Source organism: Bacteroidales bacterium, assembly GCA_021157585.1.
In the GTDB taxonomy this organism is placed as follows: domain Bacteria; phylum Bacteroidota; class Bacteroidia; order Bacteroidales; family UBA12170; genus UBA12170.
Map to the genome: position 1 here is coordinate 1 of JAGGWH010000170.1, position 16,950 is coordinate 16,950.

General features: G+C 34.7%; 16 protein-coding genes. 14 read left to right on the forward strand and 2 right to left on the reverse strand.

Annotation, left to right across the window (positions count from 1 at the left end; genetic code table 11):
- Positions 1–317 precede the first annotated feature (317 nt).
- The 8 genes from J7K39_11870 (at position 318) to J7K39_11905 (ending at position 6,910) form a co-directional block, all read left to right on the forward strand.
- On the forward strand, positions 318–800 hold the full coding sequence (locus J7K39_11870; protein ID MCD6180590.1) for a DUF4268 domain-containing protein: 483 nt from the start codon (positions 318–320) through the stop codon (positions 798–800).
- A gap of 13 nt (positions 801–813) precedes the next feature.
- On the forward strand, positions 814–1,770 hold the full coding sequence (tal, locus tag J7K39_11875) for a transaldolase (protein MCD6180591.1): 957 nt from the start codon (positions 814–816) through the stop codon (positions 1,768–1,770).
- Positions 1,771–1,780: 10 nt separating this feature from the next.
- Complete coding sequence (gene trmD, locus J7K39_11880; GenBank protein ID MCD6180592.1) at positions 1,781–2,455, forward strand: tRNA (guanosine(37)-N1)-methyltransferase TrmD; 675 nt, start codon at positions 1,781–1,783, stop codon at positions 2,453–2,455.
- A 205-nt stretch (positions 2,456–2,660) separates the two neighbouring features.
- The gene (gene rplS, locus J7K39_11885; GenBank protein MCD6180593.1) at positions 2,661–3,014 is read left to right on the forward strand and encodes a 50S ribosomal protein L19; all 354 of its coding nucleotides are present in this window, start codon (positions 2,661–2,663) and stop codon (positions 3,012–3,014) included.
- 88 nt (positions 3,015–3,102) lie between these two features.
- On the forward strand, positions 3,103–3,618 hold the full coding sequence (locus J7K39_11890) for a DUF5063 domain-containing protein (protein ID MCD6180594.1): 516 nt from the start codon (positions 3,103–3,105) through the stop codon (positions 3,616–3,618).
- A 117-nt stretch (positions 3,619–3,735) separates the two neighbouring features.
- Positions 3,736–6,255 carry a ferrous iron transport protein B gene (gene feoB / locus J7K39_11895; GenBank protein MCD6180595.1) on the forward strand — a complete coding sequence of 840 codons (2,520 nt, stop codon included), beginning with the start codon at positions 3,736–3,738 and terminating at the stop codon, positions 6,253–6,255.
- A gap of 2 nt (positions 6,256–6,257) precedes the next feature.
- A complete protein-coding gene (locus J7K39_11900) occupies positions 6,258–6,479 on the forward strand; it encodes a hypothetical protein (GenBank protein ID MCD6180596.1) in 222 nt (73 codons plus the stop codon).
- A gap of 89 nt (positions 6,480–6,568) precedes the next feature.
- On the forward strand, positions 6,569–6,910 hold the full coding sequence (locus J7K39_11905) for an Hpt domain-containing protein (protein ID MCD6180597.1): 342 nt from the start codon (positions 6,569–6,571) through the stop codon (positions 6,908–6,910).
- Positions 6,911–6,989: 79 nt separating this feature from the next.
- Here J7K39_11905 and recA read toward each other — a convergent pair whose 3' ends face one another.
- Together recA and bcp are read right to left on the reverse strand one after the other, a co-directional pair.
- Positions 6,990–8,003 carry a recombinase RecA gene (gene recA / locus J7K39_11910; protein MCD6180598.1) on the reverse strand — a complete coding sequence of 338 codons (1,014 nt, stop codon included), beginning with the start codon at positions 8,001–8,003 and terminating at the stop codon, positions 6,990–6,992.
- Positions 8,004–8,010: 7 nt separating this feature from the next.
- Positions 8,011–8,472 (reverse strand): thioredoxin-dependent thiol peroxidase, encoded by a 462-nt coding sequence (gene bcp, locus J7K39_11915; protein ID MCD6180599.1) that lies wholly within the window; start codon positions 8,470–8,472, stop codon positions 8,011–8,013.
- A gap of 181 nt (positions 8,473–8,653) precedes the next feature.
- Between bcp and J7K39_11920 the strand changes: the two genes are divergently transcribed.
- The 6 genes from J7K39_11920 to J7K39_11945 all read left to right on the forward strand — a co-directional run.
- Positions 8,654–9,007, forward strand: a complete 354-nt coding sequence (locus J7K39_11920; protein ID MCD6180600.1) for an MmcQ/YjbR family DNA-binding protein — start codon at positions 8,654–8,656, stop codon at positions 9,005–9,007.
- A gap of 500 nt (positions 9,008–9,507) precedes the next feature.
- Positions 9,508–10,785: an O-acetylhomoserine aminocarboxypropyltransferase/cysteine synthase gene (locus tag J7K39_11925; GenBank protein MCD6180601.1), complete on the forward strand. Its 1,278-nt coding sequence runs from the start codon at positions 9,508–9,510 to the stop codon at positions 10,783–10,785.
- The gene (locus J7K39_11930) at positions 10,782–11,750 is read left to right on the forward strand and encodes an alpha/beta fold hydrolase (GenBank protein ID MCD6180602.1); all 969 of its coding nucleotides are present in this window, start codon (positions 10,782–10,784) and stop codon (positions 11,748–11,750) included. Before J7K39_11925 ends, J7K39_11930 begins: the two co-directional genes overlap by 4 nt.
- The gene (gene thrA, locus J7K39_11935) at positions 11,747–14,167 is read left to right on the forward strand and encodes a bifunctional aspartate kinase/homoserine dehydrogenase I (GenBank protein ID MCD6180603.1); all 2,421 of its coding nucleotides are present in this window, start codon (positions 11,747–11,749) and stop codon (positions 14,165–14,167) included. The genes J7K39_11930 and thrA overlap by 4 nt, the downstream gene beginning before the upstream one ends.
- A 127-nt stretch (positions 14,168–14,294) precedes the next feature.
- The gene (locus J7K39_11940; protein MCD6180604.1) at positions 14,295–14,873 is read left to right on the forward strand and encodes an N-acetyltransferase; all 579 of its coding nucleotides are present in this window, start codon (positions 14,295–14,297) and stop codon (positions 14,871–14,873) included.
- Between the two features lie 98 nt (positions 14,874–14,971).
- Positions 14,972–16,950, forward strand: a 1,979-nt coding sequence (locus tag J7K39_11945) for an NADPH-dependent 2,4-dienoyl-CoA reductase (protein MCD6180605.1), incomplete at its 3' end; no start/stop codon positions are given.

A 16,950-nucleotide genomic window follows, 5' to 3' on the forward strand; every position in this document is an offset into this window, starting at 1 on the left:
CATACTCACCCTTAATCAATGCTTCTTTCTTTTTTCTACTCCAACCCTGTACTTGCTTTTCACGGTAAAACGCTTTATCAATTCTTTCAAACTCTTCAAAATACACTAATTCTACAGGCAATCTCTTGCTAAGCTTAATCTCACGATTAAGCTTTTTCTAACAAATTTTCTATTAGTCAGATATTATCACAAGCTAAAGCTCCAAAAGCCTCGTTAATTATATATCGGTATTGACCATTGTAAATTTTAAAATGCTTTTTAAGCATATTTTAAAATACAATTGGTATAAGATTCTTATTTTTGCAAAAAATCGAGGAATGTATTCCAAAGAAGAAGCAAAAATTATTCGGAAGAAATTTTGGAACAGCTTTGAGAAGTTTAGCAAAAAAGGCCGAAAACGATTGGGTAAAAGTTCCACGTGGATGCTTCAGAAAACAGGTATTAAAGGCTTCAATTTAAAGTTTGACACCGATAATAAAGCGGTTCAGGTTGGTTTTGAAATTGCTTCAAAAGGACTTCAAAGACAGCTGAAATATTTTGAGAAAATGCAAAGCCTAAAAGCTTTGCTCGATGAAGAATTTAATCAACAGCTAATTTGGAACGATCATTATATTACCGGAGATGGCAAAGAAGTCTTTAGAATATATGTAGAGAAAACAAACCTAAGCCTATTTAATGAAGACGATTGGAATCAGATTTTCGACTTCTTTTTTAAACAAATGAATAAGTTTGAAGATTGGTTTATAGAATACCGAGATATTATTAAAATGAGTGAAGAAGAAATTTTTAACGAGGACTAAAAAACATACAAATATGAACAGCTTAGAACAATTAAAGAAATACACTAAAGTAGTTGCCGATACAGGCGATTTTGAATCAATTCAACAATTTAAACCCATTGATTCCACTACTAATCCATCTTTGATTTATGCTGCGGCACAAGATCCAAAATACGATTACCTATTGGGCGATGCTATTGCTTATGCCCAAGCTCGCTCTAAAGACAAAACAAAGCAGCTGAGCTATTGTATGGATAGGTTAGCTGTAAATTTCGGACTCGAAATATTAAAAATAGTTCCGGGTCGTGTTTCTACAGAAGTAGATGCTCGCCTTTCTTTCGATACTAAAGCCACAATTGAAAAAGCTCGCTTTCTTATTCACCTTTACGAATCATCAGGCATTAGTCGCGAGCGTATCCTAATAAAAATTGCCGCTACTTGGGAAGGTATTCGCGCTGCCGAAGTTTTAGAAAACGAAGGAATACATTGTAACCTAACCTTACTTTTTAGCGAGGTTCAAGCTATTGCTTGTGCCGAAGCCGGTGTTCAGCTTATTTCGCCTTTTGTTGGTCGTATCTTAGATTGGTATAAAAAAGATCGTGGTGTTGATAATATTGATCCTACCGAAGATCCCGGCGTTTTATCTGTTACAGAAATTTTCAATTATTATAAAAAATTCGATTATAAAACAGAGATTATGGGAGCCAGCTTCCGCAATACCGGCGAAATAACCGAATTAGCCGGCTGTGATTTGCTCACCATCTCACCAAATTTATTAGCCGAACTGGAAGCTTCCAATAAAAATATTGAGCAAAAACTAAATAGTGAAACAGCAAAAGCCAAAGAAATTGAAAAGACTGAATTGGATGAAAAATCATTCCGTTGGTTATTTAACGAAAATGCAATGGCAACAGAAAAGTTAGCCGAAGGCATTCGTAAGTTTAGTGCCGATTTAGTAAAACTTGAGAAATTTATTGCTGCAAAAATATAAATACCAAGCTATGCGCATCGATATACTGAGCATATTTCCCGAAATGTTTGAAGGGCCATTTAGTCATTCTATTATTAAACGCGCCCAAGAAAAAGGCTTGGCAAAAATCCACATTCACGATATTAGAGCCTATTCTACCAACAAACATAAAAAAGTTGATGACTATCCCTATGGCGGTGGTGCGGGAATGGTAATGATGGCTGAACCCATTGTAGCAGCAATAGAAGATTTAAAAAGTAAAGTAAATTACGATGCTATCATATTTATGACTCCCGACGGGAAAGTTTTTAATCAAAAAACAGCCAATCATTTTTCTTCTTTTAAAAACATACTCTTGCTTTGCGGACATTATAAAGGTATTGATGAGCGCATTAGAGAAAATTATATCACTCACGAAATAAGTATAGGCGACTATGTACTATCAGGCGGAGAATTGGCAGCAATAGTTGTTAGCGATGCTTTAATCCGTTTAATTCCGGGTGTTTTAGGCGATGAAACCTCTGCCCTCTCGGATTCATTTCAAGACGGATTACTCTCTCCTCCGGTTTACACACGCCCCTACGATTTTAAAGGTTTTAAAGTTCCTGATATTCTTCTATCAGGAAATGAGAAAGTCATAGCAGAATGGAAACATCAACAAGCATTGGAAAGAACGCAAAAAAGACGTCCGGATTTGCTTGATTAAACATAATTTATTTTCTAATCTTTAAGATAAGACTCAAGCTTTTTACCATTCATATATAACTGATTATATGATAGTTGAACAGCTGTTAAGCGATTAACAAGATTAAAACAAAAAATGCAAGAAATTAATTTTAAAAATTTCTTGTACAAAACAAATTAATACCCGTATATTTGCACTCTTTTTAGAAACAGATAAATAGAACATAATGAGTAAACCAGCCCTTATAAAATTCGTCGAGGATTCAGTAGAAATGAAACAATATCCTGATTTTAAAGCAGGTGATACTGTTACTGTAAAATATAAAATTAAAGAAGGAAGCAAAGAACGTATCCAGAATTTCCAAGGTGTTGTTCTTCAGCGTTCCGGTAGCTCTACAACAGAAACTTTTACAGTTCGTAAAATTTCAAACAATGTTGGAGTTGAAAGAATCTTCCCTTTATCTTCACCTAACATTGACGACATTGTTGTTAATCGTCGTGGAGTTGTTCGTAGAGCACGTATCTTCTACTTAAGAGGATTAAAAGGTAAAAAAGCAAGAATCAAAGAAAAGAGAGTATAATCTCCTTTTCTAAAACAGATTAAAAACTTCGATATTCGGAGTTTTTTTTTACTTTAGTTTTTAAAGTTAATATTAAAATTCTTTAGAGATGAGTAATACAGACGAAAATTTGACACTATCGAAAAGTGTTTTAGAAATGATTACCGTTGCCCATGAGTTTTGCTTATTTATGGAAAAAATAGATTCTTACTCTCAAGAAGACATCTTAAATTATTTCCAAAAAATAATTCCCTTACTCTACTTAAAAGGCTCTCTTTTGCCCGACATTAAAGTTGCAGACGACTCTTATATGGAGCGTTATGTAACTGCTGAAACTTGGGAAATAATCTTTAATGAACTTAGAAATAAGCTAAAACCTTTGGATAATTATTGGGTTTTAGAATTTAGTGACGATACCGAAGCCACAAAAGCAAATATTGCGGATAATCTTACAGATGTTTATCAAGACCTTAAAGATTTTATAATCCTCTATACAAAAAACACTCAAACAGCACGTGAAAACGCTATTTTAGAGTGCAAAATCCAATTCGAAACACATTGGGGTATACGATTATTAAATGCAGTAAAAGCCATTCACCAAATTAAGTACAATAAACAGAAGTAAGTTGTATTTACATCTTTTATAAAACTTAAGTTAATATCCCAATAAGTGGGTATTTTCATTACAAACTTCGTAAAATCAAGCCTTTTCCGTACTTTTGCTTTCAAATAAAATTGGCTAATGAAAGCGCTTCTCGAACTCACACAGGGAGAAACTGGTATTATTGTAAAAGTAAAAGGACGTGGTGCATTTCGTAAACGTATTATCGAAATGGGTTTTGTCGTGGGTAAAAAAGTCAGCGTTATTAAAAAAGCTCCCTTACAAGATCCCATAGAATACAAAATTATGGGTTACGACATATCATTACGAGCTCAGGAAGCCAAAATGATTGATGTTATTTACGAAGACGAACCCGGCAGAATAAGAAAAAACGGATATCAAGGTACTCTCGACGAAGGAGGTCCAAAACGAGGCAGGATACGAAAAGATAAAATTATAAATGTTGCTTTAGTAGGAAATCCCAATAGTGGAAAAACAAGCTTATTTAATTTTGCCTCGGGATCTAAAGAACATGTGGGAAATTATACAGGAGTTACCGTTTCGGCCAAAGAAGCACGTTTTTACCAAAATGGATATCAATTTAACTTAGTTGATTTACCCGGAACATATTCTATTACTCATTATACACCGGAGGAACTCTATGTTCGCAATTATGTCCTTGAACAAGTTCCGGATGTTGTTCTAAATGTTGTTGACAGCTCAAACTTAGAGCGTAATCTCTTCCTAACTACCCAACTTATCGATATGGATATTAAGGTAGTGATGGCACTAAATATGTGGGACGAACTCACTAAACATGGAGCCATACTTGACTATATTTCTTTAGGAAAAATGATTGGAATCCCGATGGTTCCTACAAACGGAAAAAAAGGTGAAGGCTTAAAGGAATTATTTGATACCATTACCGACGTTTACGAAGATCGTAATGAGATTGTAAGACATATTCATATAAATTACGGCTTAGACCTTGAAGAATCGATAAATAAAATACAAAGTGATATAAAAGTAAAGGGAAATTATAACTTAACAGACTTAATTTCTTCTCGCTTCTTGGCAATTAAATTACTCGAAAACGACGATAAAACTAAAGAACGTATTTCTAATTGTCATAATGCCGACCGTATAAAACACACAACAAAAAAAGCACAACAGAAATTACAAAAAACTTATAAAGAAAACCCTGAAACCCTTGTTGCTGACGCAAAATATGCATTTATCGCAGGAGCATTAAAAGAAACATTAAAAGCCGGAGCCGTACGTAAATGGGAAAATGTACATATTATTGATGCTTTTTTAACAAATAAAATATTTGCCTTTCCTCTCTTTTTAGGCTTTATGTGGCTAATGTTTTACACCACATTCAACCTTGGAGAATATCCTATGAATTGGATAGACTCCGGCATTACCTTTATTAGCGAAATCCTGAGAGATACTATGCCCAACGGCATGCTAAAAGATTTATTTATAGATGGAATTATTGGAGGTGTAGGTGGAGTGATAGTTTTTTTACCCAATATACTTATTCTTTTCTTCTTTATCAGTCTGATGGAAGACACCGGATATATGGCTCGTGTTGCCTTTATTATGGATAAGCTCATGCATAAAATAGGGCTCCACGGTCGCTCATTTATTCCTATGCTTATGGGCTTTGGATGTAATGTGCCGGCAATTATGGCCACCAGAACCATTGAGAACAGAAACGACCGCTTACTCACAATGCTCATAAATCCATTTATGTCTTGCTCGGCACGTCTTCCTGTTTATATTTTAATTATCGGTGCTTTTTTCCCGGATAGGGCGAGCACCGTTTTATTTAGCATTTATACTTTTGGTATTTTGGTTGCAATTATAGTTGCCATCATATTCAAAAAAACTATTTTCAAAGCTAATGAATCGCCTTTTGTAATGGAATTGCCACCATATCGTATTCCTACTTTCAGAAATACCGTTAAACATATATGGTTTAAAGCCAAACAGTATCTACAGAAGATGGGAGGTATAATTCTTATTGCTTCAATTATTATTTGGGCTGCGGGTTATTTTCCTCGTGAAATTCCTTTTAGTCAGGACTATGACGTCCAGATTCAACAAGCACAAGAAGAATACGACAATACAATTATCCTTACTCCCAGCTTAAACAGAAGCAAACAAAAAGAGCTCAATCTCAAACTGCAATCAAAAATACATTCTTTAAAAATGGCTAAAGAAAGTGAAAGACAAGCAGGTAGTTATATTGGAAAACTCGGTAAATTTGTAGAGCCTGTTATTGCCCCCTTGGGATTTGATTGGAAAATGGGAGTCAGTCTAATAGCAGGAGCTGCTGCAAAAGAAATTGTAGTCAGCACCATAGGAGTACTTTATCAAGCAAATTCAGAGGAAGAACCTGAAGTTCTTACAAAACGTTTACAAAATGCTGTATACGAAGATGGTCCACGCAAAGGAAACCCTGTATTCTCTCCATTAGTAGCGATATCATTTTTAATATTTGTGCTGATTTATTTTCCCTGTATTGCTGTTGTAGCAGCAGTTAAAAGAGAATCGGGAAGTTGGAAATGGGCTGCATTTTTAGTAGTTTATTCTACTACACTTGCTTGGATTTTATCTTTTCTCGTTTATCAAATCGGAAGCCTAATTATTTAGTTATGTTACAAGAAATTATCGTTTATATAATCCTAACTGCAACGGCACTTCATTTACTGCGCCAAGCATTTATATTTTTCAGGCCGTCTAAAGACCAAGGAAACAGTATGGGTTGTGCCGGAGGATCTTGCGCTAACTGTAGCCTTAAAATTGACTTTAGCTCTATCCAGCTTAAGCCGGAAGAAAATAAACTTCAAAAATTTAAGTTTGAAAATATCAAATAATAGGATTATAAAAATTTAATGTCATTTTGTAATCTTCAATCTATCACTTTAGTATTTTTCTTTATCTTTACGGCACAAAATATAAAACTATGTTAGACAAAGCCATTTTTGCTTCGAACTACGAAATCTTTGATAAAGAAATTGTGCGCGAAATTATTGATATTTATATTACAGAATATCCCGATAGGATGTCAAAACTCGAAGAATTAATTAATCTGGGTGATTTAGATCAAATTTACAAAGCGGCTCATAGTTTAAAAGGTGTTACTGCAAATTTCTTTGACAAAGAGTCTGAAGATCTTGCACGTACTATTGAAGAAAAAGGACGTGCCGGCGATAGTAACGGACTTAAAGATCTTTTTGTAAAACTCAAAGCTTCTACCGACAAGCTCGTTGTTGAGTTAGAAACTCTTAAAAAAGACTACTCTTAAAAACTTATCTTAATTTATTGAGGTTAAAAACAAAAAAAGGTCGATATAAATACCGACCTTAATATCAAAATTATAAATACTAAGCCTTCATTGCGGCTTTAATTTTTGTTTCTAACTCTTCGGCTAATTCAGGATTATCAAGCAATAATGCTTTTACAGCATCTCTCCCCTGACCAAGTTTTGTATCACCATAACTAAACCAGCTACCTGCTTTTTTCACTATGTCGTAATCCACACCTAAATCAACAATTTCGCCCATTTTAGAAATTCCTTTACCGAACATAATTTCAAATTCAGCCTGACGGAATGGTGGCGCTACTTTATTCTTAACAACTTTAACACGAACGCGTGTTCCAATAACATTATCTTTATCTTTAAGAACAGCTATCTTACGAATATCTAAACGAATACTGGCATAGAACTTAAGAGCATTTCCACCTGTAGTTGTTTCGGGGTTGCCAAACATAACACCAATTTTCTCACGCAGCTGATTAATGAAAATACAGGTAGCCCCGGTTTTATTGATAGTTCCTGTAAGCTTACGTAGGGCTTGCGACATTAAACGCGCATGTAAGCCCATTTTTGAGTCACCCATCTCTCCTTCAATCTCAGATCGTGGAGTTAGGGCTGCAACAGAATCAATCACAATAATATCAATAGCTCCGGAACGGATTAAATTTTCAGTAATTTCCAAAGCTTGCTCACCATTATCGGGTTGAGAAATCAAAAGGTTCTCAACATCAACGCCTAAACTCTCAGCATAAAAGCGATCGAAAGCATGCTCAGCATCTATAAAAGCCGCAATACCGCCGGCTTTCTGAGCTTCGGCAATGGCATGAATAGCCAAAGTTGTTTTACCCGACGACTCCGGTCCGTAAATCTCAACCACACGACCACGAGGAAGTCCACCAATTCCTAAAGCAGTATCTAAGCCTAAAGAACCGGTTGAAATAGAAGCAATGGGTACAACAGCAGAATCTCCCATTTTCATAACAGCTCCTTTTCCGTAGGATTTTTCAATTTTATCTAAGGTAAGCTGAAGTGCTTTCAGCTTTTCTTTCTTTATATCTTGCTCATTATTTGATTTTGCCATACTTAATTTATTTTTTAGATTCTAAAGCTACTAGCAATTGTTCAGTAGCTGCCTTGGTTTTTACTTTTTCTATAATTAATTCAATAACTCCATTTTCATCAATAAGAAAGGTTTTCCGATAAATACCTTCGTATTCTCTTCCATACAATTTCTTAGGTCCCCAACAGCCAAATGCCTTGATAATCTCCTTATCCTCATCGGCGATTAATGGAAAAGGTAATGTATTTTTCTCGGCAAAATTCTTTTGTCTTTTAACGCTATCTGCACTCACACCAACAACAGCAAATCCTTTTTCAATCAAGCTTTGATAATTATCTCTAAAATTGCAAGATTCTGCTGTACATCCGGGGGTACTAGCCTTTGGATAAAAGTACAGCACTAGCTTTTTACCTTTAAAATCGCTTAGCTTAACTTCTTTTTCATCCTGATCAACACCTTTAAAATCAGGCGATTGGTCTCCAACTTTCAATGTATCCATATCAAATATTGGGGTAATTTATTTCTAATTCTTAACAAAAGTACGGAAAAAGAGTTTTAATTTTTAATCGTCTGAAAAATTGTATTAACAATTCATAACTATCTTTTTATATGCTTCAATATTTTCAATTATTATTCTTAATTATTATTTCAAAATCAACTACCTTCGACAGATGAATATTGAAGATTTACGCATTTATTGTTTAAGCAAACAGGCTACTACAGAGAGCTTTCCTTTTGATGATGTAACTCTTGTTTTAAAAGTTATGAATAAAATGTTTGCACTAATAAGCTTAGATGGAGAATTAAGAATTAGCTTAAAATGTGATCCGGAATATGCCATTGAGCTTAGAGAAAAATATTCAGCTATAATACCTGGTTTTCACTTAAACAAAAAACTCTGGAATACAATAACTATTGACGGTTCTATTCCTAAGAAACTTATTAAAAAATTAATTGATCATTCCTATAATTTAATTACAGAATCGCTACCAAAAAAACTGAAACAGGAATTTGAAAATATGTAACTAGCTTCCTAATATTTACGAAAATATCATAGTATAGATCGAATTACGGCTTCAACTACAAGAGCACTATAATATTTATTTACAGCTTAGCCCGCTTATCTTAACTAACTGTTGAACATAGATTTTTTAAAAACTAAAAAATAACTTGCCAAAATATCAAAATGTTTTTCTAATTTTGTCGCTCAATGAAGAAACAAAATACAATTATGCGCTCTATGATGATGTGTGAAGAGATTCTCGCAAAGAGCCCTCTTGTATAAAAAATATACAATACAATTTAAAGGCCTTTGCAATTTGTAAAGGCCTTTTTTATTTAAAAAAACATGACAACAAAATACTCAGTAAGCAATACAGAATCAATGCGAATGATGATGCAAACAATGCATTGGTATTGCCTAGACTAAAAGAAAGAAACACTAATTTTAAGTCCCTTTGGCAATACCTAAAGCCAAAGGGACTTTTTTTTGAATAAGAATTACGAGTAATACAAAATCAATAAAATGAAATATTTAAAACAATCTAGCAAAGCAATACATATAGGACATGATACAACATCAACGCAAAGTAGCCGCGCAGTTCCTATTTATCAAACAAGTTCTTATGTATTTAAAAGTACTGATCATGCCGCCAATTTATTCTCATTAAAAGAATCCGGATATATCTATACACGACTTAACAATCCAACCAATGATATTCTGGAACAGAGACTTGCAGCGGTTGAAGAAGGAATTGGGGCTGCTGTTTTCGCTTCAGGAACTGCTGCTATTTCTACCACCTTATTAAGCCTTTTAAAAACCAAAGATCATATTGTCTCCTCAAGTAGTTTATACGGCGGAACATACAATTTGCTTGAGACTACTTTAAAGAGATATGGTATTGAAACTACCTTTGTAGATGCTGATATTATTGAAAATTTCCAAAAAGCTATAAAGCCTCAAACCAAAATCATATTTATAGAGTCTCTGGGCAATCCCAAATTAGATGTTTTGGATATAGAGGCAATTGCAAAAGTAGCCAACGCAAATCATATTCCTTTAATTGTTGATAATACCGTAGCCTCTCCTGCCCTTTTAAATCCAATTAAATATGGAGCAAATATTGTTATTCACTCCTTAACCAAATTTATTGGAGGACAAGGAACTTCGCTTGGTGGTGCGGTTATCGATGCCGGCACTTTTGATTGGACCAATGGAAAATTTCCGGAATTTACAGAACCCTCAAAAGGATACCACGGTTTAATTTATACTGAAGCACTTGGAAATGCCGCTTTTATTGCCAAACTGAGATTAGAAGGCTTACGCGATTTTGGTGGATCACTAAGTCCTTTGAGTGCTTTTCAATTAATCCAAGGATTAGAAACATTAACCGTAAGAATAAAACAACATTCGATAAATGCACTTGAAATTGCACAATGGCTTGAAACTAAAGAAGAAGTGGCTTGGGTAAATTATCCCGGACTGAAAAGCAATAAATATTACAGATTAGCCAAAAAATATCTTCCAAAAGGACAAAGTGGAATTGTAACCTTTGGATTAAAAGGAGGTTTTGAAGCTGCTAAAAAATTTACAGATTCAACAAGCTTATTTTCTCTTCTTGCCAATATTGGCGATACCAAATCACTCATCATACATCCTGCAAGTACAACACATCAGCAACTAACCGAAGAACAACAATTAAGCACAGGAGTTAGCCAAGATTTAATTCGCCTATCCATAGGATTAGAAGATGTAGAAGATATAAAAGCAGATATAGAACAAGCTTTAAAAAAAACAAAATGAACGATCAAATTTTATTTTATTCTACAGATAACTACCAAAGCTTTAGAGGGCAACAGTTAGGGAAAATAGATGTTTCCTATCAAATATTTGGCAAAAAACTTCATACGGCTCCAGTGGTTTTAGTAAATCATGCACTTACCGGAAATTCTGATATAGCAAGCAATACAAAAGGTTGGTGGAAATATTTAATCGGAAAAGGCAAAGTTATTGATACCGATAAATATACCGTAATTGCCATCAATATCCCAGGCAATGGATACCACAATAAACTGATTGAAAATTATAAAGATTTTACGGCTAAAGATATTGCTAAAATCTTCATTAGCGTCCTCAAATTTATTGGCATTAAAAAATTACACTCTGCAATTGGAGGCTCTTTAGGTGGTGGAATCGCATGGGAAATGGCAGCTTTAGAACCCAAATTCATTCACTATCTTATTCCTGTAGCAGCGGATTGGAAATCATCGGATTGGATTATTGGACATAACTTTATCCAAGAAAACATATTAAACACATCGCCAAATCCAATGCAAACAGCAAGAATGATGGCTATGCTTTTTTACCGAACTCCGGCTTCTCTTGCCCAAAAATTCAAGCGTACAAAAACTAAAAATGGAGAACTGTTTCAGATAGAATCGTGGCTAAAACATCATGGGGAAAAACTAGAGAGTAGATTTGATCTTTTAGCCTATAAAATGATGAATCATTTACTTACAACGGTTGATATTTCCAAAGGGAAATCATCATTCGAAAAAGCTGTAAAACCCATTCAATCAACCATTATTCAAATTGCCATTAACTCTGATTTGTTTTTTGTAAAAGAAGAAAATCTAAAAACAAAAACCACACTTGATAAACTAAAAATAAGAAATGAATACCACGAAATCATATCCATTCATGGGCATGATGCATTTCTTATTGAATTCGAACAACTTAGCAATATTTTAAAACCACTTTTCAAATGAAAATAATAAAATTCGGAGGTAAATCGCTCTCCAACGGTTTAGGAATTAAAAATGTAATTTCTATCATTCAAAATAAAACCATCGAAAAAGAAAAATTCATTGTTGTGCTTTCAGCGAGGGGAAATGCAACAGATGATCTCGAGCATATATTAGCCTTAGCTCAACAAAATAAAGAATATCTATCCGCTTGGAGAGATTTTAAAAATTACCAAACACTGCCATTACCGGATATCGATTTTAGTACTGAATTCAATCAATTGGAAAAGATTTTTGAAGGGGTACAGCTTATTGGCGACTACAGCTTAAAAATAAAGGATTTGGTTTTAGCACAAGGAGAAATGTTAGCGACAAAAATGGTTTCGGCTTTGCTTAACAAAAAAGGGACTGAAAGCATTCCTATCGACAGCCGTTTATTCTTTAGATCCAACAGTAATTTTGGTTGTGCTCAAATTAAAGAAGAGCTTTCAAAAGCAAATACCATCACATTTTTTAATCAAATCCCTTCCAAAACCTTGCCTATTGTAAGTGGTTTTATTGCTTCAGACAAAAATGGACAGACTACCACTTTGGGAAGAAACGGTAGTAATTATTCTGCAGCACTTCTATCCAAATACCTGAATGCAAACGAATTACATAATTACACCCATGTTGACGGAATCTATACCGCTAATCCTATTCAAGTCGAAGACGCTCAAATTATCAAGCATTTAAACTACCAAGAAGCCAACGAATTGGCAAATTTTGGAGCTTCAATACTGCATGCCAAAACCATTATCCCGCTTATTGAAAACAAGATTCCTTTGCGGATACTCAACACATTTAATCCATCTTCCAAGGGAACACTAATCAGCGCGGCAAATAATAATAAAGAAGTAAAAACAATCTCCGTTCAAAACGATCTTGGAATTATTTATATTGAAGGACGTGGGATGCTTGGAAAAATAGGTCTTGATGCCCGAATTTTTGAAGCTCTAAGTAAAAAAGATATCAGTATAGGTATTATTTCGCAAGGCTCATCAGAAAGAAGTATTGGTTTTGTTATTGCAAAAAATCAAACAAAAACAGCAGTCTCGGCACTAAAAAAAGAGTTTAGAACTGAGATAAATGAAAAAGACATCAGTTCAATTTCCCAACTGCAGGATGTATCGGTTATCACCATTGTCGGTCAAAATCTAAAAACATTCTCCTCCTCTTTTCAGGCTTTAGCTAAAAACAATATCGAAGTGCTTTTAATCAATAACACACTCAATGGCAAGAACATAAGTTTAGTTGTAAAAAATGATTTTGCCACCAAAGCAGTAAATGTTATTCACTCGCAAATATTTGGGATTACAAGGAAAATAAATATTGCCATTTTTGGAAAAGGAAACGTTGGAGGATCTCTGATTAATCAGATTCTGAAGAGTCAAGATCAGATAGTAAAACGAAAGCAGACGAAGCTGAATATTTTTGCGATTGCAGGAACCAAAAATATAATCCTCGACAAAAGTGGTGTTAACAAAAACTGGAAAGAAACATATAAAAAAGCGGCAAAAAACGAAAGCATTCAGCAAGTTATTGAATATGCCTCCCAACATCATTTGGAGAATTTAATTGCCATTGACAATACAACAAGTAGTGCGTTTGTAAAAGAATACGATACCCTAATAGAGCAAGGTTTTGATCTTGTTTCGTCAAATAAACTAGCCAACACTTCTAGTTTTCAGTTTTACAAAAACACAAGAACAAAGCTCAAACAACACAACAAACAATATCTCTACGAAACCAATGTTGGTGCAGGACTCCCTCTGATTGACACCATCAAATTACTGCACGATTCCGGTGAAAATATTACACGTATTCGGGGGGTATTTTCTGGTTCTTTGAGCTATTTATTCAATACATTTTCTTCTCAAGAAGTGTCTTTCAGTTCAGTTTTAAAAAAAGCTATTGCGCAAGGTTTTACAGAACCCGATCCAAGAGAAGATTTATGTGGAAATGATGTTGCAAGGAAATTATTGATTCTTGCCAGAGAATTAGATTTAGAAAATGAATTTGACGATATACAAATTAAAAATCTAATTCCTGAAGATTTGAGAGGAGGAGATACCGAAACCTTCTTGGCACAATTGGATGCTTTAGATCCCTTTTATCAGGCACTCAAAGAAAAGCAAAAGCAAGACCATGTATTGCGCTATATTGGCGATTTGTATGGCGACTTACAAAATGAAAAAGGAATATTAAAAGTTGATTTGATCTCCGTTTCAAAATTCAGCTCCCTCGGGCAGTTAACAGAGTCCGATTCCATTTTCGAAATCTATACAGAGTCCTATGGAAACAAACCTATTGTTATTCAGGGTGCAGGAGCCGGCGCAGAGGTTACTGCCAGAGGCGTTTTTGGCGATTTATTACGGATAACGGAAAAAAGGCAAAACTAAACATGCCCATTTAGAAATCTTTCAAAAAATGCTAACTTCGCAGCAAAGAGGTATAACTACATCTTTATCTCGAATTGAATATCAATAAATAACTAAAATTTAGAAGAAGAATTTAAAAACAGATACCATGAATAAAAATTATTTTGCCCACGAAACAGCCGTTATTGATGACAATTGCCAAATTGGCGAAGGTGTAAAAATCTGGCATTTCAGTCATATTATGTCTAATTGCACGCTTGGCGACAAATGTAATATTGGACAAAACGTTGTGGTTTCGCCCGAAGTAGTTTTAGGCAAAAACGTAAAAGTGCAAAACAACGTTTCCATTTATACGGGCGTTATATGCGAAGATGATGTTTTTCTTGGTCCAAGCATGGTTTTTACCAATGTTACTAATCCAAGAAGTAATGTTGTACGAAGAGGGGAATATTCGCGCACACTGGTAAAAAAAGGTGCATCTATAGGCGCAAACTCTACTATTGTTTGTGGTCACGATATAGGCGAATTTGCCTTTATTGGTGCCGGAGCGGTAGTTACCAAAACTGTTCCCGCCTACGCTTTAGTTGTTGGAAATCCGGCTCGCCATATTGGCTGGATGAGCGAATTTGGACATCGCCTTAATTTTGACGAAAATGGCATTGCTACCTGCCCCGAAAGCAAAGAAAAATACCGTTTAAAAGATGGAGCAGTTCAAAAAATTAAATAACTATTTTTATTCAATATTAATTATCTACTAATTTTTCTAGTAGTATAATGTAATTATCTTTGTACTAAAATACAATGCATGCATTATAAATTTACAATATGAACCAGACAAAATATCCCAACCTTTTAAAACCTCTTGATTTAGGTTTTACCACTTTAAAAAATAGAGTCTTGATGGGTTCTATGCATACTGGTCTTGAAGAAGGAGACCCACATAAAATGGCAAAATTCTTTGCAGAAAGAGCCAAAGGTCAAGTAGGACTCATTGTTACGGGAGGAGTAGCTCCAAACAGAAGCGGTTGGACTAAACCCTTTGCCGGAAAACTAACTAACAACAAAGAGGTGAAGTTTCATAAGGTTGTTACAGAAGCCGTACACAAAGAAGGCGGAAAAATTTGCATGCAAATATTACATGCCGGCAGATATGCTTACATACCATTTAATGTAGCACCAAGCACTTCAAAATCACCCATTACTCCTTTCAAAGCTCGGCGAATGCCAAATTTCTTAATAAACTGGACCATAAATGATTTTGTACGTACTGCTGCTTTAGCTCAAAAAGCCGGATACGATGGTGTAGAAATAATGGGTTCGGAAGGTTATTTAATAAATGAATTTTTGGTTGAAAGAACAAATAAAAGAACCGATAAATGGGGAGGTTCTTATGAAAACAGAATGCGTTTTGCATTAGAAATTGTAAAGAAAACGAAAGCAAAAGTAGGGAACGAATTTATCATAATCTTTCGCTTATCTATGTTGGATTTGGTTGAAAGCGGCAGCTCTTGGGAAGAAATTGTACTTTTAGCAAAAGAACTGGAAAAGGCAGGAGTAACCATAATCAATACAGGAATTGGGTGGCATGAGGCACGCGTTCCTACAATATCTACTCGTGTACCCAGAGCTGCATTTACTTGGGTAACAAAAAAAATGAGAAAAGAAGTATCTATCCCTTTGGTTACTACCAATAGAATAAATACTCCGGAATTAGCAGAAAAAGTATTAGCACAAGGAGATGCCGATATGGTTTCGATGGCGAGACCTTTTTTGGCAGATTCAGATTTTGTATTAAAAACCATTGAAGGAAGAGAGGATGAAATAAATACCTGTCTTGCCTGTAACCAAGGTTGTTTAGATCATGTTTTTCAAAATAAAAAATCTTCTTGTTTAGTAAATCCCAGAGCCTGCAGAGAAACGGAATTAAATTATTTAGCTGTAGAAAAACCTAAAAAATTAGCCGTAGTTGGCGCAGGTCCTGCGGGAATGTCTGCTGCCACTATTTTAGCAGAAAGAGGTCATAAAGTTACTTTATTTGAAGCTGAGGCTGAAATTGGCGGACAGTTCAATATAGCAAAACAAGTACCCGGAAAAGAGGAATTTCATGAAACAATTCGATATTTTAAAAGAAAAATAGAACTTACAAGTGTAGATTTAAGATTAAATACCAAAGCAACAGTAGAAAATTTAAAAGAATTCGATGAAGTTATTTTAGCTTCCGGAATTTCTCCCAGAGATATAAAATTACCCGGCGGAAACGAAGAAAACACCTTAAGCTATATCGATGTTTTAAAACACAAAAAACCCGTAAATAAAAAAGTAGCCATAATAGGTGCAGGAGGAATAGGCTTTGATGTTGCAGAATATTTAAGTCACGAAGGCACTATTCCAAGTACAGACATCCCGACTTATATGAAAGAATGGGGAGTAGATATGCTCAACCAAACAAGAGGCGGTTTGGCAACACCTGAAAAAGTAAGCTCTCCAAGAGAGATATTCCTAATGCAAAGAAAAGAAAGCAAAGTAGGAAAAGGTTTAGGGAAAACTACAGGCTTTGGACATAGAGCAAGTCTTACTAAGAGAAATGTAAAAATGCTAAATGGATGTTCTTACTTAAACTTTGACAAAAAAGGATTATTAATTTCAAGAAAAGGGAAAGAAGAATTATTAGACGTAGATCAAGTGATAATTTGTGCAGGACAAGAACCTCTTAGAAATCTTCAGGAGCCATTAGAACAAGCTGGCATTAAAGTACATTTAATAGGCGGTGCTGATGTAGCCGCTGAATTAGATGCAAAAAGAGC